Annotated in this window: 22 protein-coding genes, 1 other RNA gene and 1 pseudogene; 2 read left to right on the top strand and 22 right to left on the bottom strand. The window is 51.0% G+C overall.

Going from position 1 to position 19532, the window contains the following annotated elements:
• Positions 1-34: 34 nt before the first annotated feature.
• From KNQ02_RS01415 to KNQ02_RS01365, 11 genes and pseudogenes are all read right to left on the bottom strand, one after another.
• Entirely contained in the window at positions 35-709 is a 675-nt protein-coding gene (locus tag KNQ02_RS01415; protein WP_088837713.1) for a TVP38/TMEM64 family protein, read from the bottom strand.
• A complete protein-coding gene (trhA, locus tag KNQ02_RS01410) occupies positions 706-1389 on the bottom strand; it encodes a PAQR family membrane homeostasis protein TrhA (protein WP_201302359.1) in 684 nt (227 codons plus the stop codon). Before trhA ends, KNQ02_RS01415 begins: the two co-directional genes overlap by 4 nt.
• 201 nt (positions 1390-1590) lie before the next feature.
• Positions 1591-2206 (bottom strand): annotated as a pseudogene (hisIE, locus tag KNQ02_RS01405) (bifunctional phosphoribosyl-AMP cyclohydrolase/phosphoribosyl-ATP diphosphatase HisIE).
• Positions 2203-2952: an imidazole glycerol phosphate synthase subunit HisF gene (gene hisF / locus KNQ02_RS01400; RefSeq protein ID WP_029331307.1), complete on the bottom strand. Its 750-nt coding sequence runs from the start codon at positions 2950-2952 to the stop codon at positions 2203-2205. Before hisF ends, hisIE begins: the two are co-directional and overlap by 4 nt.
• Positions 2946-3650, bottom strand: coding sequence for a 1-(5-phosphoribosyl)-5-[(5-phosphoribosylamino)methylideneamino]imidazole-4-carboxamide isomerase (gene hisA, locus KNQ02_RS01395; protein WP_029331308.1), 705 nt, complete (start codon positions 3648-3650; stop codon positions 2946-2948). Before hisA ends, hisF begins: the two co-directional genes overlap by 7 nt.
• Positions 3623-4210: an imidazole glycerol phosphate synthase subunit HisH gene (gene hisH / locus KNQ02_RS01390; protein ID WP_214768814.1), complete on the bottom strand. Its 588-nt coding sequence runs from the start codon at positions 4208-4210 to the stop codon at positions 3623-3625. The genes hisA and hisH overlap by 28 nt, the downstream gene beginning before the upstream one ends.
• The gene (hisB, locus tag KNQ02_RS01385) at positions 4207-4788 is read right to left on the bottom strand and encodes an imidazoleglycerol-phosphate dehydratase HisB (RefSeq protein ID WP_214768815.1); all 582 of its coding nucleotides are present in this window, start codon (positions 4786-4788) and stop codon (positions 4207-4209) included. The genes hisH and hisB overlap by 4 nt, the downstream gene beginning before the upstream one ends.
• The gene (locus KNQ02_RS01380; protein ID WP_214768817.1) at positions 4761-5732 is read right to left on the bottom strand and encodes a pyridoxal phosphate-dependent aminotransferase; all 972 of its coding nucleotides are present in this window, start codon (positions 5730-5732) and stop codon (positions 4761-4763) included. The genes hisB and KNQ02_RS01380 overlap by 28 nt, the downstream gene beginning before the upstream one ends.
• The gene (gene hisD, locus KNQ02_RS01375) at positions 5732-6949 is read right to left on the bottom strand and encodes a histidinol dehydrogenase (RefSeq protein ID WP_214768819.1); all 1218 of its coding nucleotides are present in this window, start codon (positions 6947-6949) and stop codon (positions 5732-5734) included. The genes KNQ02_RS01380 and hisD overlap by 1 nt, the downstream gene beginning before the upstream one ends.
• A complete protein-coding gene (gene hisG, locus KNQ02_RS01370; RefSeq protein WP_029331313.1) occupies positions 6949-7557 on the bottom strand; it encodes an ATP phosphoribosyltransferase in 609 nt (202 codons plus the stop codon). Before hisG ends, hisD begins: the two co-directional genes overlap by 1 nt.
• Positions 7558-8379 carry an ATP phosphoribosyltransferase regulatory subunit gene (locus KNQ02_RS01365; RefSeq protein ID WP_214768821.1) on the bottom strand — a complete coding sequence of 274 codons (822 nt, stop codon included), beginning with the start codon at positions 8377-8379 and terminating at the stop codon, positions 7558-7560.
• 131 nt (positions 8380-8510) lie between these two features.
• On the opposite strand from KNQ02_RS01365, the gene hisJ reads away from it, so the two are divergent.
• Positions 8511-9305, top strand: coding sequence for a histidinol-phosphatase HisJ (gene hisJ / locus KNQ02_RS01360; RefSeq protein ID WP_214768823.1), 795 nt, complete (start codon positions 8511-8513; stop codon positions 9303-9305).
• 258 nt (positions 9306-9563) lie between these two features.
• On the opposite strand, the gene hxlB is transcribed toward hisJ, so the two are convergent.
• A complete protein-coding gene (gene hxlB, locus KNQ02_RS01355; RefSeq protein WP_214768825.1) occupies positions 9564-10112 on the bottom strand; it encodes a 6-phospho-3-hexuloisomerase in 549 nt (182 codons plus the stop codon).
• Positions 10113-10748: a 3-hexulose-6-phosphate synthase gene (hxlA, locus tag KNQ02_RS01350; protein ID WP_214768826.1), complete on the bottom strand. Its 636-nt coding sequence runs from the start codon at positions 10746-10748 to the stop codon at positions 10113-10115.
• Between the two features lie 204 nt (positions 10749-10952).
• Between hxlA and hxlR the strand changes: the two genes are divergently transcribed.
• Complete coding sequence (hxlR, locus tag KNQ02_RS01345; protein WP_214768827.1) at positions 10953-11318, top strand: transcriptional activator HxlR; 366 nt, start codon at positions 10953-10955, stop codon at positions 11316-11318.
• Positions 11319-11374: 56 nt separating this feature from the next.
• Here the strand turns inward: hxlR and KNQ02_RS01340 are convergent, their stop codons facing one another.
• From KNQ02_RS01340 to rbsC, 9 genes are all read right to left on the bottom strand, one after another.
• Complete coding sequence (locus KNQ02_RS01340) at positions 11375-11884, bottom strand: GNAT family N-acetyltransferase (protein WP_214768828.1); 510 nt, start codon at positions 11882-11884, stop codon at positions 11375-11377.
• Positions 11885-12063: 179 nt separating this feature from the next.
• Complete coding sequence (locus tag KNQ02_RS01335) at positions 12064-12573, bottom strand: AAA family ATPase (RefSeq protein WP_214769065.1); 510 nt, start codon at positions 12571-12573, stop codon at positions 12064-12066.
• A 533-nt stretch (positions 12574-13106) separates the two neighbouring features.
• Positions 13107-13465, bottom strand: a transfer-messenger RNA (tmRNA) gene (gene ssrA / locus KNQ02_RS01330).
• A gap of 58 nt (positions 13466-13523) precedes the next feature.
• Entirely contained in the window at positions 13524-13994 is a 471-nt protein-coding gene (gene smpB, locus KNQ02_RS01325; RefSeq protein WP_088837732.1) for an SsrA-binding protein SmpB, read from the bottom strand.
• Positions 13995-14026: 32 nt separating this feature from the next.
• Entirely contained in the window at positions 14027-16384 is a 2358-nt protein-coding gene (rnr, locus tag KNQ02_RS01320; RefSeq protein WP_214807219.1) for a ribonuclease R, read from the bottom strand.
• A gap of 14 nt (positions 16385-16398) precedes the next feature.
• Positions 16399-17139 (bottom strand): alpha/beta hydrolase, encoded by a 741-nt coding sequence (locus KNQ02_RS01315; RefSeq protein ID WP_214807217.1) that lies wholly within the window; start codon positions 17137-17139, stop codon positions 16399-16401.
• 101 nt (positions 17140-17240) lie between these two features.
• Positions 17241-17474 carry a preprotein translocase subunit SecG gene (secG, locus tag KNQ02_RS01310; RefSeq protein WP_029331335.1) on the bottom strand — a complete coding sequence of 78 codons (234 nt, stop codon included), beginning with the start codon at positions 17472-17474 and terminating at the stop codon, positions 17241-17243.
• Positions 17475-17620: 146 nt separating this feature from the next.
• Positions 17621-18535 (bottom strand): ribose ABC transporter substrate-binding protein RbsB, encoded by a 915-nt coding sequence (gene rbsB / locus KNQ02_RS01305; protein WP_214766857.1) that lies wholly within the window; start codon positions 18533-18535, stop codon positions 17621-17623.
• Positions 18536-18565: 30 nt separating this feature from the next.
• Positions 18566-19525: a ribose ABC transporter permease gene (rbsC, locus tag KNQ02_RS01300; protein WP_029331338.1), complete on the bottom strand. Its 960-nt coding sequence runs from the start codon at positions 19523-19525 to the stop codon at positions 18566-18568.
• Positions 19526-19532 lie beyond the last annotated feature (7 nt).

The following is a 19532-nucleotide window of genomic DNA, read 5'->3' as shown; positions in this document are numbered from 1 at the left end:
CACATCACTGCACTCATATTATGACATAAAGCGCTTACATATGCTCTCTCTTTTGTTTTTTTCGTAAAGATCGTTGTGCAAAAAAACCAACTGCAAAAAACAATACGTATAAAAAGACAGCTAAGAAAAATTGCCACGAAAATGGATCGCGCAGACTCGCCCCGATGTTGTTGTAAACGAACGCCCCAGGAATGATACCGAGATAACTTGCAAGTGCAAACTGCTTAAATTTAATTTTCGATAGTCCGGACGCATAACTGATTGCATCAAATGGAAACAATGGAATCAAGCGGACGAGCAACACGACTGTAAAACCATTCGAAGCAATCCGGTCGTCGAATACCGTCAGCTTACCGGTCCCAATGATTTTCTCGACAGCGCGCCGTCCGAGCAGGCGGGCAATCCAAAAACTGAGTAAACTGCCTGTCCCGGCGCCGATGACGTCAAGCAACGTGCCGAGCCACGGACCATAGGTATAACCGCCGAACATCGTCAGTAAGCTCGCCGGGAAAAAGACGAGTGGACGGATTGTATAAGCGAGGACATAGAGCAGCATGCCGGGAAAGCCTTGCGCGAGAATCCAGTTCGACAACGCCTCTAAATCAAATTGCTCCATCATCCCCGACAAGCGGAAATAAAGGAGCAATCCGAGTCCGAACAATAAATAAAGTGAAAAGGGAAGCCAGTCCCGCAAGCGAAGTTTCTTCATGACATCGGTGCCGGTGCCACGTAATAGAAAATCGACAGGAAAATCAAGACACTTCCTGCGAGAACAAACAGATGCCAAATCGCATGATTGTACGGCAAACGAGCCCAAACGTAAAAGATGACGCCGAGTGAGTACGCGAGTCCACCGCCGAGTAGTAACAAGAACCCTTGTAAACCAAGTGCTTCATAAATCGGTTTAATGGCGAAGAGACAACACCAGCCGAGCACCAAATAAGAAACGTTCGAAATCCAGACGTGTTTCCCCGTCGAATAGAGTTTCCAAATCATCCCGAGCGTCCCGACGCCCCAGACGATGCCGAGCAACGTCCAACCAAGTGGTCCGCGTAACGTAATCAACGCGAACGGTGTGTAACTCCCTGCAATCAAGAGATAGATGCCTGCGTGATCGAGAATTTGCAGGACTTTGTTCGCTTTCGTATGCATCAGCGAATGCATCAATGTCGAGAACAGATAAAGTAAAATCATCGTCGCGCCAAAGATACTGACCGCCGTGATGTTCCATGCACTACCGGATTTCGTCGCCTGTAACACAAGCAACACGAGTGCCACGATACTGAAGATGACACCGAGCCCGTGCGTAACCGCACTGGCGATTTCTTCTTTCAAGGAATCCCCTTTTGCGAGTAACTCTTCGAGCGTTTCTTTGGACTGTTCCTTAATCGTTTTCGTAATTTCTTTTTTTGTGATCAAACAAACACCTACTTTCTAAACAAGACAGACTATGCCCTTGATTATACGCCCGAACAGCAAGACTGCCTATTAAAACATTCTGTCAATTTGATGACGTCCTGGGCACTGTAACCTATTCCCGATTTTTCATCAAAAAAATCCACTTCCCGCAAAGGAATGTGGATTTCGGATTTACCACCGTTCGATATCCGGACGATCTTTGAACGTCGATTTCGTACCGTGCCGTTCGTTCAGCACCGCTTCGACTTCTTTATACGAGACACCGCGGTCAGCAAGCAAGACCGTCAAGTGGTACAGCAAGTCTGCCGTTTCTTCCGCTAATGTGTCGTCGCCTGCGAGGACGACCTCGAATGCTTCTTCCCCGAACTTCTTCGCGATTTTCTCGCGTCCGGACTGGACGAGATAGTTCGTGTACGAAGAGTCCTCATTCGCTGCGATTTTTTCTTTTACTGTCTGTTCCAATTCATGTAGCATGGGGCACCTCCACTTCTGTATAGAAACATGTCCGGTTGCCGGTGTGGCACGTCGGACCATTCGCTTTGACCGTAATCAACAGACTGTCCTGGTCACAATCAATCCACATGCGACGGAGCTCAAGCGTATGTCCGCTCGTCTCTCCTTTCGTCCAGAGCCGGTTTTTCGTCCGCGAGAAAAACGTGACGAGTCCGGTCGCAAGCGTTTTGTCGTAAGCGGCCTGATCCATGAACCCGACCATCAGGACATCGTTTGTTGTTTCGTCTAAAATCACCGCCGCAACGAGTCCTTTTGAAAAATTCAATTCGATCATCGGACGTCGACTCCTCTCGCCTTCAAGTAATCCTTCGTCTCCGGCATCGAATACGTCGCTTCGTGGAAAATCGAAGCGGCAAGTGCAGCGTCGGCACCTGCTTCGAGACCCTCGGCTAAATGTTCAAGTGTCCCGACACCGCCGGACGCAATGATCGGCACGTTAACGACGTCGCGTAACCGTTGAATCAGTTCCAGGTCATAGCCGTCCTTCGTCCCGTCCGCGTCCATCGACGTGACGAGTAACTCGCCGGCGCCGAGCGCAACGACTTCCTGCGCCCACTCGATGACGTCCCGACCGACAGCTTGTGTCCCGCCGTGTGAGAAGACCCCCCACGAGTCGCCCGTCCGTTTGGCATCAATCGCAACGACCGTCGCCTGGACACCAAACAACTGACTGACGTCATGGACAAGTTGCGGATTCTGCAGAGCTGACGAATTGAGGGAGACCTTATCGGCACCAGCTCGTATCAGGCGTTTCGCGTCCTCGAGTGTCTTGATCCCGCCGCCGACCGTAAACGGCATGTAGATGACTTCAGCGACCCGCTCGACGATATCGAGCATCGTCTCCCGTCCTTCTTGTGTCGCCGAGATATCAAGCAAGACGAGTTCGTCCGCCCCTTGTTCATAGTAGTACTTCGCGACGGCGACGGGATCGCCGAGGTCACGTAAGTTTTGGAACTTGACACCTTTGACGACACGCCCTTCCTTGACGTCGAGGCAGGGAATGATTCGCTTCATCAACATACGGTCAGCACCTCTTTCAACGAGAGCGACCCGTCGAGTAAGGCACGGCCGATGACGGCGCCGTCCATCCCGATTTCTTTCAGGCGGGCGACATCTTCGACCGTCGTCACGCCACCGGAGGCAATCAGTTCAACGCCGTCCCGTTTCAAGCGATCGAGTCCGTCGACATCCGGTCCCTGCATCATCCCGTCGCGCGAGATGTCAGTATATAAAAACGTCTTGATGCCTTTTTGAATCAAGTGTTCGATTGCCCGTTCGAGCGTCCAATCACTTGCTTCGAGCCAGCCGCGAGTCTGGACGATGCCATTTTTCGCATCCAGGGCAACTGCTAACTTGTCGCCGGCTTTCTCAATCATCTGTTCGAGCAAGGCTTCGTCCTCGAGGGCGACCGTCCCGATCAAAATTCGATCGATACCGGCACCGACGTAGGCTTCGACCGTCTCGATGTTGCGGACACCGCCGCCTGCTTCCACGAACAACCCCGTCTCTTTTTTTATGTCGGCGATCAGGCTCAAGTGCAATGGTTCGCCGGCTTTCGCGCCATCTAAGTCAATCAGGTGAATCGCTGTCGCGCCGTCGTCCTTAAAGCGTTTCGCGATCGTCAGTGCATCACCGAAAAACGTTTGTTGCTGAAAATCACCTTGCTTGAGCCGGACGGCTTGTCCGCTCATTAAATCGATTGCTGGGTAGAGTTGCATGTCGTCTCTCTCCATTCTTTAAGTAATTTCAGTCCGACTTCGCCACTCTTCTCCGGGTGGAATTGCATCCCCGTCACCAAGTCCTTTTGGACGATTGCCGGGACGAGTCGACCGTATTCGACGGAATCGATGATCCAGTCCGGTTCGCAGACGGCACCGTACGAGTGGACGAAATAGACAGCTTCGCCGTGATTCGTCAGTTCGTGCCAGCCCATATGGGGTAAGCGGACCGTTTCCGGTAACTTCTCGATCGTCCCCGGTAAAATGCCCAGACCCTGCGTCCGACCGTTTTCGTCACTCGATTCAAACAATAACTGCATCCCGAGACAAATCCCGAGGAACGGTTTTTTGGTCGCTTGGTCCCGCAAGAAGTCAATCAAGCCGGTCTCTTTTAACCGGGCCATCGCCGGGGCATAGGCACCGACGCCGGGCAGGACGAGTGCTTCCGCCTGTCCGAGCAGTTCGATGTCACTCGTGACGATGACGGCTTCACCGAGTTCTTTTAACGCCCGTTCGATGTTCGCGATATTCCCGACGCCATAATCTACGATTGCGATCATTGATCAATCAGTCCTTTCGTCGAGGGCACGCCTTCACTCGTCACGGCGATCGCTTGGCGAATTGCCCGTCCGAGTGCTTTGAACAAGCCTTCAATCATGTGGTGCGTGTTCGATCCGTAGAGGACCTCGGCATGAATCGTCATCCGCGCGCTCCGCGACATACCTTGGAAAAATTCTTCCGCGAGCTCCGTATCGAAATCACCGAGCTTCGGATTTTTGAATTCAGCGCGGAAGACCGTATAGGGACGTCCACTGAAGTCGAGAACGACGGACGCGAGTGTCTCATCCATCGGCACACGGGATTCACCGTAGCGTTCAATCCCGGCCTTGTCACCGAGTGCTTCCGTCAAGGCAGCCCCGAGGACGATCGCTGTATCTTCGACCGTATGGTGGGCATCGATCCAAAGATCGCCCTTCGCTTCGATGATGAGTCCGATCCGCGCTTGAAAAGCGAATAACGTCAACATGTGATCAAAGAAGCCGACGCCTGTTTTGATCTCGACCGGGCCTCCCGCGAGATCGACCGCGACCTTGATTTCTGATTCTGAACTTACTCGTTCGCTTGTCCCACGACGCATTGCATTTCCTCCTCTACACATCTTTCTAGTACGTTCATTGATTCAACCGAACCACAACTGATCCGGAACGCTCCGTCAAACAAGCGGATCCGCAGTCCGGCGCTCGCACACCGTTCAGTAAAACGTTCCGCTTCATCGTATTCGACATAAACGAAATTCGCGGCACTCGGATAGGTTGTTCCGAGCGGCTCGACGAGACGGGCAATCGTGTCCCGGCTCGCATACGTTTCCGCTAAGACAAGATCAAGTTCCGGTTCGGCCATGATGGCAATCCCGACCGCTGCCGAAAGGCCGGATACATTATACGGCGACTTGATTTGTTCGACTTCCGCAACGATCGCTTCACTGGCGATCAGAAAGCCAAGGCGCAGGGACGCAAGTCCGAACGCTTTTGATAAGGTCCGGAGGATGATGGCGTTCGGATACTCCTCGAGTAAGCCGACCATCGACTGCTCGAGCGCGAAGTCGATATACGCTTCATCGATGACAACGTATTTGCCGCTGTCGAGTAACCGGCGCACGTCGGCTTCTTTTCGTAAGATACCAGACGGATTGTGCGGGTGACTGATGAAGATGATGTTCCCCGGTGCAGCAATCAAGCCGTCGACGTCGAGTGCCATCCCGTCGAGGAGCGGGACTTTGCTGAAGTCAGCCCGTGCCCGGTCGGCATAAAACTGATACATGACGAAGTCCGGTTGCGAGGCGATGACCGGTGACTCTGGACCGGCGTAGCGGGCACAGAGGTAACCGATCATTTCATCGGAGCCATTCCCGGTCACGAGTTGTGTCGGGCGGACACCGGCATAGGTGCTGTAAGACGTTTTGACTTGGTCGATGATTTCGACCGGATATTCATTTAACGGAAACGTCTCGACGAGTTGTTTAATCGTCTCGATTCCGATTGTACTATGGGCAGTAAAGCGTTCATTTTGGTGGAGTCGCATCAGTTTTCCCTCACTTCTATCGCTTGTGCGTGTGCTTCGAGTCCTTCGACCCGGGCAACTGTTTTTGCGGCATTGGCAAGACGCTGGACACCTTCCCGTGTCGCTTCGAGCATCGTCTGGTGACGCAGGAACGTCCGGGCCGATAAACCGGACGCGAAGCGCGCCGTCCCGGACGTCGGTAAGACGTGGTTCGTTCCGGCGACGTAATCCCCGAGCGTCTCCGGCGTTTCGTGACCGAGGAAAATCATCCCGGCGTGACGGATCGATTTGACGACGTCCTGCGGATTAGCGACGGCGAGCTCTAAGTGTTCGGCTGCTAGGCGGTTCGCTTCCTCGATCGCTTGCTCGAGCGAGGCGACGAAGACTCCGCCGTTTTCCATCGCACGGCGTGCAATTTCTTGACGCGGCAGTTGTTGCAGGCGTGTTTCGATGTTGGCATCGACGTCTGCTTTCATCGCTTCCGTCGGGACGAAGGCAATCGCGACCGCGTCCCGGTCGTGTTCCGCCTGGGCAAGTAAATCAGCAGCAATCCGGTCCGGGTGCGCCGTCTCATCCGCGATGACGACGACTTCTGATGGTCCGGCAACGGAATCAATCCCGACGATCCCGTAGACTTGGCGTTTTGCTTCGGCGACAAACCGGTTCCCCGGTCCAACGATCAAGTCGACGGCACCAATCGTTTCCGTACCGAACGTCAATGCGGCGACGGCTTGCGCGCCACCGATCGTATAGATTTCCGTCACACCGGCGATTTGAGCCGCGACCAAGACTTCATCCGTCAGTCCTGTCACGGGTGTCACCATGACGATCCGTTCGACACCGGCAACTTTTGCCGGGATTGCATTCATCAAAACGGTCGACGGATAACTTGCCGCACCACCCGGGACGTAAATCCCGACCGAATCGACGGGAAGAAACCGTTGGCGCCGTGTGATGTCGGCTTCGACGAGTTCGATGTCGGACGGTAACTCTTGTTCGTGCCACTCGACGAGGCGTGTCGCCATCAATTTGAGCGAGTCGATTAAATTCGTGTCCGCTTGCTCGAATGCTTGTTGAATCCGTGTTTCGTCTAATCGCAAATCCGTCAGCTCGATGTTGTCGAACTGTGCCGTATAGCGACGGACTGCTGCGTCGCCATCGTTTGCGACCGTTTCAAGGATCGCCCGGACGGCTTGTTCCGTCTCACGGTCGACGCTGAAGTTTTTTGTCGTTGCCATTACCGTGTCACTCCTTCTGTCAGCTGTTCCAGTAGTTGAATCACTTCGACCCGCTTGCGTTTGAGTGTCCATTCACTCGTAAAGAACCGGGCACTGATGTCGATGATTTTTTCGTATTCGTTCAGTCCGTTCGCCCGTAACGTCTCGCCCGTCTCGACGATATCGACGATTGCATCGGCGAGTCCGAGGAGCGGTGCCAATTCGACCGATCCGTTCAGCGGGACGATATCGACGTCGACGCCGAGTTCACTGAAGTAGCGTTTTGCGATGACCGGATACTTCGTTGCGATCCGGACCCGGCGTCCGCCTTCGAACTGGAGCGGCTCTTTCGCACAGACCGACATCCGGCAGACGCCGAACGGTAACTCCGTCAGTTCCGATAACTCTTGATCCGACTCAAGTAAGATGTCACTCCCGGTGATGGCGACGTCGAGGACGCCCTGGGCGACGTACGGGATTAAGTCCGATCCTTTCATGAAGACGAATTCATGCTCGCCCCGTTTGACGATCAATTCACGTTCAATCGCGCCCCATGTCTCGACGCCCGCTTCTTTTAAGTAACGCTCGGTCGCTTTCGACAGGCGTCCTTTCGTGATTCCGATTCGCATTTACAGCACCTCCGCAAGCCGTTCGACCGAAAATCCGATGCCGAACGCCTGTTGTTGTTGACCAAACTGTTCATATAACCGGTCGTAACGACCGCCGACTAAGACCGGCTCCGTCACACCATCGATGAAGCCGTGGATCGTCACGCCGTCATAATAGGTCTGTAAACCCATCTGTCCGAAGTCGAGATCGGCATTGACGGCGTCCGCTAAATCAAGGACGGCGTTCAACCGTGTTTCATCGACGAACGGTAAGATTTTTTCTGCGCCTTCACGTCCGAATAACAGTGGGAGTTTTGCCAACAATTCATCATCGAGTTCCCGGGCGATTTGTTTCAGTTCAATCACGTTCCGCAAGCGTAGCATTTGCGTCACCTGGTCACGCAAGTGGTGATCACCGACCCGTGTCTCGATCAAATGTTCAATCAGTCCGGCGTCGCCGATCGATAACGTGACTGCTTTGCCCGTCAACTCTTCAATCAGGCGGACAGCCAGCTGAATCGCTTCGACGGCTGCGATCTCGCCCCGTTCCTCAAACCCGACTTGGAACTTCTCTTCCGGCTGAAAGACCGAACCGCTGTAAAAGACACGCTTATATTGTTCACGGCCACGCTCACTGAGGGCGCGGGCGACACTTGTCGTAAAGTCCATCCGAATTTGTTCCCGTCCACCAATTTCTTCAATTAAAGGTGTGATTAATCGGGTATAGTTAGATTGTTCGAGTCCATCCTCAAGCTGACGGATGACCCGTTGCAGACGTTCTGCTGACGGTCCGACATAGTCTGTCGCCCCGTCCTTGAGTCGAATCGTAGAAAATGATTGCATGTCGCCACTCCTTTATCTTATTATCACTGTACCACGCTAAATTATTTAACGATAAGATACCTTTTTTGCGGTCCGCTTGTCAATCCTTTTGCCTGTTTTACTACCTAAAAAAACATATCGGAGGTTTTGTCATGCATTTAATGAAATGGGACGGTCACGTCCACAGCCCGTATTGTCCGCACGGAACGAAGGATCCGCTCGAAGCGTATATCGAACGCGCCCTGTTACAAGGTCTCGAACGGATCAGCTTCACCGAGCACGCCCCGTTGCCGGAAGGACTCACCGATCCGGCACCCGATAACGACTCCGGGATGTCGTTTGCGACGGCAGAACGCTACATCGAAGAACTGAAAACGTTACGCGAGACATATAAAAACGATATCGAGATCCGAATCGGGATGGAGTTTGACTACTGGGAGCATGACGTCGACGGGACACGTGACATCATCGCCCGCTACGGCCCCGAGCTGACGGACGGCATTCTGTCGCTACATTACCTCTGGATCGAGGACCGTTATTACATGGTCGACTTCAGTAAAGAAAGTTTTGGTGAGATCGTCACGAAACTCGGCAGCGTCACAGCCGCCCACGAGCGCTACTACGAAGGCATCCAGGCACTCGTCATGACGGACTTAGGGAAACACCAACCGAAGCGTCTCGGTCACCTGACGTTGCCGACGAAGTTCATCCAAGCCTATCCGCTTGAGTCAAACCCGGCGAACCTTGACGATACGTTACGGAAAATCCGTCAGGCGGACTTCACGCTCGACGTCAACACAGCAGGACTCCGTAAGCCGTTATGTGGTCTTTCCTATCCTTACCCGGAACTCCTGCAAGTCACGCAGTCTTTATCGATTCCGCTCGTTTACGGATCGGATGCCCACCTCGCGAAAGATGTCGGGGCTGATTTTGATATGAAATGGTGACGACGATGATTGTCTGATACAAAGAAACGCTCATTTTTCACTTGCTTTCCTCAGGCGAGACACAAGCCGCGGCTCCTCCGTCCAACTATGGACGGGGAACCGGGTCTTGTTTGTCTCTGACAGCGCAGACGCGCTTTTTCCTGTAGGAGTCGCGTGAAACGAGCGTTTCTTTTTTTCATTTATCAGCATATTCATGAATGGACATACAAAAAAGACCGGCAAACGTATCCCTCACGTCTACCGGTCTTATAACTTCTTTTATTCCAAATTAGCATGCTTGCCGTACATCGTTTTTGAATCAAGCTGTTTCGCCGCCATGATGTGGAGAATCAACGCGTCGTAGAACAGCAACATCGTTTGTTCAAACAACGATCCCATCGGCTGAACCGTTTCGTCTGCGGTGGCTGTCCGCTCTTTCGGCACGCCCGGCAGCTTGACGGTTAAGTCCGCTAACTTCGCCAGTGTCGATGTCGGCTCAATCGTAACGACCGCGACGGTTCCACCGATCTGTTTCGCTTTCTCGACGATCGGGACGAGTGTTTTTGTCTCACCGGATCCTGATCCGATGATCAACAAGTCTCCTTCACGCAAGTTCGCTGTGACCGTCTCACCGACGACATAAGCATCGAAGTTCATGTGCATCAGACGCATGACAAACGCTTTTCCCATCAAGCCGGAGCGACCGGCTCCAGCAAGAAAGATCCGGTCTGCCTTTAGAACGGCTTCCGCGAGTTGCATTGTCTCGGCTTGATCAATCGCTTCGACCGTCGACGTCAGCTCGTGTAAAATCGTTTGAATAGGTGTCATTTACGCCTCTTGCAGCATCCGACGCATCGTTGACGCTGTTCCTTGTTTGTCGTCTTGTCCGGTGATTCCGCCACCGACGATGATGAGGTCTGGGCGTGCTGCGATGACTTCCGATAATGTCTCCATCTTGATGCCGCCCGCAACTGCTGTTTTGGCGTTTTTAACAACGGACTTGATTGTCGCGAGATCCTCGAACGAGTTTTGACCGACGGCTTGAAGATCGTAACCGGTGTGGACACAGATGTAGTCAACACCGAGTTCATCAAGTTCTTTCGCACGTGTCGCGATATCTTTGACAGCGATCATATCCACCAAAATCTTCTTGCCTGATTTTTTCGCTTCTTCCACGGCACCTTGGATCGACATATCTTCGGCTGCTCCAAGAATCGTCACAATGTCGGCACCGTGTGCGACAGCTTGGCTGACTTCATAGCCGGCAGCATCCATGATTTTTAAGTCGGCGAGAACCGTTAAGTTCGGGAATGCCGCTTTCATTTCTTTGACGGCGCGAAGCCCTTCGTTGATGACGACCGGTGTTCCAATCTCAACGATATCTAAGTTTTCTTCACCAATTTCTTTGACTAAAGCGATGGCACCTGCTGTATCGACTAAATCGATCGCGAGTTGTAATTTCATCATTGATCTCTCCCATTCTTCTCTCTATTTGTGAATCCTGGCACTTCCTTCTGACGTTCGTGAAGGAACATGACTAAATATAATCCTCATAGACGAACTTGGGAAGTACGCACTTTTAATTTACATAGTGCGGTTTTTCATACATAGTGCGGAAAAGTATACTGTCGATGACAAGAGGGCTATACTAAAAAAGGAGGTGGATTGATGCCACATTTTGAAGACCGGCAGTTTAATTGTGAAAAGGAATTGACCCTCTCGATCATCGGGGGGAAATGGAAGATGCTGATTCTTTGGCACCTCGGGAAAGAAGGGACCAAACGTTTCGGAGAGCTGAAAAGTCTGATGCCCGGCATTACGCAACGGATGCTCGTCAATCAGTTACGGGAGCTGGAAGACCACCACATCATTCACCGGGAAGTCTATCCGGTCGTTCCGCCGAAGGTCGAATATTCATTGACGTCACACGGCCACAGTCTGATGCCGATTCTGGACGCGATGTACGACTGGGGTAAGGATTATGCCAAAAACGTCCTCGAAGTCGACTTTGAACAACAAAAATTATCACAATAAAAAAGATGCTCGTCTGTCCCGTCTCAATCTGAGAGGAGGCAATCGAGCATCTTTTTTTAGACTTCTTCCGTTGTAAAAATCTTCGACATCGCCAGTTCATCGACGTACTCGCCGTCAATCAGCAGCGAGGCAATCCGCGTGCCTTCGATGTTGAAACCGAACTTATGATAAAGCTCGATTGCCCGCAGGTTATCTTTGCGAACCGTCAGTTCCAGCCGGACGAGTCCCGCTTCAACGGCAAAGGCATCGACTGCTTCGAGTAATCCGGCACCAAGACCTTGACCGGTATAGGCGTCGAGCAAGCCGATGACGAGGTTCGCCCGATGACGGATTCGGCTTGGTTTGCCACCAACGACCAACACATAACCGACAAGTTGCTCATCGACATCGACGACGAAAATATCCGAGTTCGCCGCCTGACCAAACCGTTCGATGAACGCTTCCGCCTGCTCCGTCGACATGCTGCGTTCTTCCGGTTCGTACAACATATATTTCGTTTCCCGATCAATCCGTCGCATCAAGTCCGATAATGCCTTTCCGTCCATCAAGGTGGCACGTCGTATCATAGATGTCAGCTCCATTTCGATAAAACATAATATGAAAAAATTCGTTCTTTTAGTGTACTTGATTAAAACGTAACACGTAACCCTTTTTAAAATCTTAGATTGAATTGCACTGCACTACATTTCCAATCAACAAAGATGTCGTTTAGGTAGTATACGCGTAATCCGGTACATTCCCCTCTTTATGAACAGGGTGATTCATTGATTTGATGAAGAATCAAGTCTACGATGTCTTGTTGACTCATATCGATGGTGAGCATCATTTCTCCGTTTATTCCTAACTGATCATGCGGGATCCACCAGGTATTTAAACGTGCTTCCCCAAACTCTTTTGCAGAAGAACGTAATTTATGTCGCTCGACCGTTTCTGTAAAAGGTAAATCAAAGTAATAGACATAGACGTGATGATCAAAGTAGTCAACGAGATCAAGTAGTAATTCTTTATAAACTTGTTTTTTCAATATCCCCTCTAAAATAACCACTTTGCATGTACCTTTACCAAACTCCGTAATTCTTTTGATTAGCTCGATTGACATATTCCCTTGCAAGTCTGGTACCATCAACATCTCGCGGCGCACAATATCCTGTGAAACCAGCAGTGTTTCTTCTCCTAAACTTTTTTGAAGCATTTTTGCAATTGTTGTTTTCCCGCTTCCAGAATTACCACGTAAAATAATCAATTTCGTTTTGATTTTTATCAGACCTTTCAAAATTAAATTCCGAAATGAATCATATGCTTTTCTTCTTCTATCGCTCTTATGATAATCAAAACCAGTTCTTGAAGATCAGCAGATTTTTTTAAACAACTTGAAGAAATTACAATATCACAAAATAACGATAGCGACTCAGGTGGAATAATTGTAGTACCATGGTACGCCAAGCCACTAGCTGGTCGATTAAATGTCTGGAAATATGTTTTCATGATTAACAGTTGCTCCATTAAATCGCTAACAACATTGTCACCAACACTAATGCAATTAAATTTCTTTGGTTCATAATCAATGTACCTCGGTAGATTTTTATGATTATCAATAATTCCAAATTCGTGATTAAGCGCTATATTTTTCACCTTCTTATAATTAATTGATTATGCTAAGACCATTAATCTAAGTACACTTTTTAGCAATACTATAACTTTCTCTTCTTAAATTCAGTAAAAATCCTATAAAAAAAACCCTTGATTTACAAGGGTTTTGACAATCTTTGAAATCTTAACGATTTCAGGGTATGGAGACGGTGGGAGTCGAACCCACGTCCGAAGGCATCGTATACTTAAGCTTCTACGTGTGTAGTCAATTTATTGGGATCTCGTCGTCAGGCTGCCAATTGACAGGCGTCCGTCCGACCAGTCTGATTCCATCTCTTCTCTTTCCCTCCAGACGGAAGGGTCCAAGCGTAGCCTGTTTAAAGTGAGACCCTAGAAATCAGCCGACCAGGCGACGGCTGCTAGGATCCGTAGCTGCTATTAAGCTGCTGCGAGTTGTGTGTTAGTTTTGCCAGTTATGGCTGATGCGTTTTAACGAGGCCGACCCCTCGACACGCCACAGAAGACCGAACTACCCCCGTCGAATCCGTAACGTCCCCAAGATATAAAATTGGGGCTTTCCGAATACTATTATAATAGCAGAAAAGTGTTACGGGTTCAATACTTTTGCTTGTCGCGTAACGCACGGTCGATATCCCGCTTCGCATCCTTCTTCTTCAGGTCGTCGCGTTTGTCGAATTTCTTCTTCCCGCGACCGAGTCCAATCAGACATTTCGCGTAGCCGTTCTTGATGTAGACCTTCAACGGCACGATCGTATAGCCGTCGCGCGAGACCGATCCCATCAAGGTTGCGATCTGTTTTTTGTGCAGCAACAGTTTCCGCGGACGGAGCTGTTCGTGGTTGTACCGGTTCCCCTGTTCGAAGTGGGCGATGTTCGAGTTCCAGAGAATCGCTTCCCCGCCGTCGAACCGGACGAACGCGTCACCGATACTGATTTTTCCTTTACGGACCGATTTGATTTCGGTTCCCGTCAAGACGAGACCCGCTTCGATCGTATCTTCAATCGCATAATCAAACGACGCCCGTTTGTTGTTGGCTAATACTTTTGAACTTGTCCCTTTTGGCATCTCTCTTCCACCACATTTCTAAACAGAAGCGCTTATTTGCGCTTCCGTTTTTTATTCGAGACCGCTTTATGGAACGGCGGTTTATCCTTCTTGTCTTTCCCGGCAAAGCCTTTCCCTTTTGACTGTTCGTTCGGTTTCCCTGGACGTTTCGACTTGCCGCGACGGTCGTCTTTCTTGTCGTCGCGTTTTTGTCCCGGACGGCCGCCAGATGAACGAATCGTCTTCGACTCAAACCGTTTTTTCGGTTGGCGTTCCGGCATCCCGACGACCGCAAAGTCAATCGTCTTCTCATCGATGTTGACACCGGTGACTTTAATCTCGACGACGTCACCGATCCGGAACTGTTGTTTCGTCCGTTCGCCGATCAACTGGTAGTTCGCTTCGTCGTACCGGTAGAAGTCATCCGTCATCGCCTGGATGTGGACGAGTCCTTCAATCGTGTTCGGTAACTCAACGAACATACCGAAGTTCGTCACGCCACTGACGACACCTTCAAACGTCTCGCCGATGTGTTGCTCCATGTACTCGGCTTTCTTCAGGGCATTCGTTTCGCGTTCCGCGTCGACGGCACGGCGTTCCCGTTTTGAGGCGTGATCGGCGATTTCCGGCAGCATTTCGGCATAACGGTCCTGTGTCTTTTGCGATTTATCATTAAAGATGATGTACTCGCGCAGGAGACGGTGGACCATCAAGTCGGGGTACCGGCGGATCGGTGACGTGAAGTGCGTGTAGAAATCGGTCGACAGACCAAAGTGACCGATCGGCTCGACGTCATATTTCGCCTGTTGGAGCGACCGTAACATGACCGTACTGACGACGGCTTCTTCCGGCTCGCCTTCGACGGCGTTCAGAATCGTCTGCAACGTCTTCGGTGTGACTGACTCGCCTTTGCGTTCAACATTGATGCCGAAGTTGGCGATGAACTTGAAGAACGTATCGAGACGTTCAGCTTTCGGCTCATCGTGGATCCGGTACATGAACGGCAGTTTTTGATGTTGGACGTGCTCGGCGACTGTTTCGTTCGCTGCAAGCATGAACTCTTCAATCAACTTCTCAGCGACGGACCGTTCCCGTAACAGGATATCGCTCGTCTTGCCTTCTTCGTTGACGAGGACTTTCGCTTCCGGGAAGTCGAAGTTGATCGCCCCGCGGCGCGAGCGGCGTTCGCGGAGGATCGCTGCCAGTTCCGCCATCTGATCGAAGTTATCGACGAGATCGTGATATTTCGCGATCACTTCTTCGTCTTCGCGTTCGATGATTTTCCGGACATCGGTATACGTCATCCGCTCCGTCGTCTTGATGACACTCTGTAAAATCTCATGATTGACGACAGCACCGTTCTTGTCGATTTCCATGATACAGCTTAGCGTCAACCGATCGACGTGCGGGTTGAGTGAACAAATCCCGTTCGACAGGCGGTGCGGAATCATCGGAATGACTCGGTCGACGAGATAGACACTCGTCCCGCGTTCGCGTGCTTCTTCGTCAAGCGGTGAATCTTCCTTGACATAGTGTGAGACGTCAGCGATATGGACACCGAGCTCATAGTTGCCGTTCGCAAGTCTTTTGACGTGGACGGCATCATCCAAGTCCTTCGCGTCAGCACCGTCAATCGTCACTGTGACTTCGTTCCGTAAGTCAACGCGACCGACGAGGTCCTTCTCATCGATTTGATCGGGAATGTTGTTCGCTTCCGCAATCGCTGCGTCCGAGAAGTCGACGTTGATGCCGTGCTTGTGGACGATTGATAAGATATCGACACCTGGGTCATTTTTATGACCGATGATTTGTAAGACTTTTGCGGTCCCGGCGTAACGTCCGTCCGGGTACTTTGTGATCCGGGCGAGGACTTTATGTCCGTCGACGGCACCGAGCGTATCTTCGTCCGCGACGACCGGTAAGAACGTCAGCTTCGAGTCATCCGGTTCGATGTAGGCGATCGATTCAATCCGTCCTTTAGGACTGACGAACGTCCCGACGAAATCAGCCGGTCCGCGTGAAAGAATCTTGAGCAACTTCCCTTCGCGGCGGTCGCCGCCGTTTGATTCGGCGAAGACTTTGACGAGGACACGGTCGCCGTTATAGACGTTACCGAGTTCCGGGGCCGGCAGGAAGATATCGCCTGCTGAACCGTCTTCCGGTGAAACGAATCCGAATCCGCGTTGATGGACGGAGATTTTCCCGGCGACTTGCCCGATTTGCGCGAGCGTGCCGTATTTGTTCGAGCGGGTCCGGGCGACGAGTGCCTCTTCTTCGAGTGCGTTCAACGTCCGGATCAATTCTTTGAATTCTGTTGTATCCGATAGTTCTAGTTTTTTCGTTAATTGATCGATCGACAGCGGACGTTCTTCCGCCGTGATGACCTCGAGTATTCGTTCACGTAATTCCAACGTGACACCTCCAGTTAATTGCTCCAGTTCAACGATTCTAAAAAGTCATGAATGTCCGCGTGGAGCTTATCTTTTTCTTTGTCGAGCGTAATGACATGACCTGAGTTCTCATACCAGATCAGCTCTTTTTGGAAGGCACTGACACCATCATGAATGATGTTGGCCGAGTCCGTATTGATCATATGATCATTGCGGGCCTGGACGACGAGTGTCGGTGCGTAGACATCTTCGAGTGAATCGCGTGTGTCTTTTAGCAACGCTTGTAAATCTTTTAAGGTCGGCATCGGTTCGAACGCTGCCATTTCCTGTTCGATTTGTTCCGGTGACTTTCCTTCTCGTTTCTTAAATTCGATAGCGTACTCGGTAACGCCTGCATACATGACGTCTTCACTTTTAATATAAGCGGGTGCGCACATCGGAATGACCGCTTTGACGGGACGGTTCATCGACAGTTTCAGTGACATGACGCCACCAAGCGATAACCCGCAGACGGCGATTTCGTCGTACCCTTTCGCGACGAGATCTTCGTACCCGTCGAGGACGTCCTGCCACCAGTCGGCTGGCCCAGTCTTCGTCAGCTCTTCGGGTGGGACGGCGTGCCCTTTATATTGTGGGGCGAGTGATGTATAGCCCTGTTTTTGCAGGTAACGACCGAGGATCCGGACATCGGCACTCGAACCCGTGAAGCCATGTAACAGTAAGACGGCCCGTTTGCCGGCTTCAAAAAAGAATGGTTTTGGTAATGTAATTTTCATAAAATGATTCCCCCTCTAACTCTATACCCCAAAATGAAAATTTAGAAATCGAGAAAACAAGAAAAAACGACAGCGCAAACGTACGGCTGTCGTTTCAATACTCACTTATAAAAAGCGACGAGTAACGCCAAAATAAAGAATAAAGCTCCTAGAACAGATGCCACACGATTCAGGACCGCATCCAAGCCACGAGCTTTTTGGCGACCAAATAATTGTTCTGCCCCACCAGTTAATGCTCCGAGTCCAGCCGTACGGCCTGACATCAAGAGAACGACGATGATGAGAAGAACGGAAACGACGATGAGGCCGACAAGAGCCACGTTATGAATGATCATCGATGATCCTCCTTCAATAATATACGCTTCTTTCATTATAGAGAAAAACAGGTACGGGAACAAGGAATAGATTTATCGGATTCCAGTTCCTGCAAAAAAACATCAGTCGCTAAAGGATTGCTCCAGTGCGACTGATGATAGAAGACTTATTGCTTGATGAGATCGAGTTCGACTGGAATGTTCTTGTCGACTGTCTCGCCTTTCAAGTGTTTGATCGCTGTATCGATGCCCATCTTCCCGATTTCTGTCGGTTTTTGCGCAACTGTTCCTGCCATCTTGCCATCTTTAACAGCTTTGACGGCATCGTCTGTCGCGTCAAATCCGATGACTTTGACATCTTCCATGCCGGCTGCTTTCAATGCTTCGACCGCACCGAGTGCCATTTCGTCATTGTGGGCGAAGACTGCTTTGATGTCTTTGTTGTTTTGAAGAATGTTTTCCATGACAGACAGACCTTTTGCCCGGTCGAAGTTGGCGGATTGTTTTGCAACGACGTCCAGTTTCCCGTCGACGGCCGCGTGGAAGCCTTCGCCGCGGTCACGCGTTGCTGATGCACCTGGAATTCCTTCGAGTTCAACGACTTTTGCTTTGTCACCGACGAGTTCGATCATGTATTCACCGGCTTGTTTTCCACCTGCGACGTTATCCGACGCGATGTGGGCGATGACGTCACCGGCTTCAGCGTTCCGGTCGACTGTGATGACTGGAATATCGGCATCGTTTGCTGTTTGGACGGCCGCACCGACTGCTGCTGAGTCCGTTGGATTGATCAAGATGAGATCGACTTTCTTTTGAATCATGTCTTCGATGTCGCTTGCTTGTTTTGCCGCATCATCTTGTGCATCTGCGACTTGCAGTGTTGCGCCTTGTGCTTTTGCTTCTTCTTCGGCTCCTTCTTTGAGTGAAACGAAGAACGGGTTGTTCAGTGTCGAGATCGAGAGACCAATCTTAAAGTCCTTTGTCTTCGTCTCTTTTTCTGTGTCACTGCCTGGCTGCTCTGTCGAACACGCGGCTGCGAATACCATCAAGGCCATCATGACGAGTGCAAGTAATTTTTTCATCTGTAATTTCCTCCTTTAAAATGTGTGTGATTACGTCGTTTGTTTCCGGTCTGCGAGGACGGCGAACAGGATGACGAGTCCTTTGACGACAAGTTGGAAGAACGATGACACACCGAGTAAGTTCAAGCCATTGTTGAGTGTCCCGATGATCAAGGCTCCAATCAATGTTCCGACGATCCAACCGCGACCACCGGATAGACTTGTCCCGCCGAGGACGACGGCTGCGATTGCGTCGAGCTCATACGATGTTCCTGCTGTCGGTTGTGCCGAGTTGAGGCGTGACGTCAGGATGATGCCGGCGAGTGCTGCCATCAAGCCGGATAGCGAGTAAATCATGATTTTGACTTTGTTGACTTGAATCCCCATCAATTTTGCCGCTTCTTCATTTCCACCAATGGCATATGTGTAACGCCCGAACGTCGTTTTCTTCAAGATGAAGTAAAGGACCGCGAAGGCGATTAACATCGTCACGACCGGTACAGGGAAGATCCAGAAGTAACCCCGACCGAATAATTCAAACCATCCACCTTGCCCGAGTCCCGTGATGGGTCGTCCGTCCGTATAGACGAGCGTCAGGCCACGGAAGATTGTCATCGTCGCCAGTGTCGCGATGAACGGTGCGACTTTCCCGAGTGAGATGACCATGCCGTTTAACGCACCCATGATAGCGCCGACGATCAGTCCGGCGAGAACAGCGATAATGGCTGATGTTCCGTCCGTCATCAGTCCGGCGACGAACGCCGACGATAAGGCGAGAATCGAACCGACCGATAAATCAATCCCACCCGTCAAGATGACGAACGTCATGCCGAAGGCGATCAAGGCGTTGATCGACACTTGGCGTAAAATGTTGAATAAGTTATTGAGTGTTAAAAAGTCCGGTTCCATAATCGATACGACGAGCACGATCGCGAACAGTCCGGCGAGCGGACCGAGCTTCTGCCCGATTCCGAGCCGACGTGGTTTCTTTTCCGTCAGTTTCCCTTGCATCAATTCC

Origin of the sequence: Exiguobacterium sp. s102, assembly GCF_018618635.1 — a bacterium.
GTDB lineage: Bacteria > Bacillota > Bacilli > Exiguobacteriales > Exiguobacteriaceae > Exiguobacterium_A > Exiguobacterium_A oxidotolerans.
This window is presented reverse-complemented; position numbering and strand designations above follow the sequence as displayed.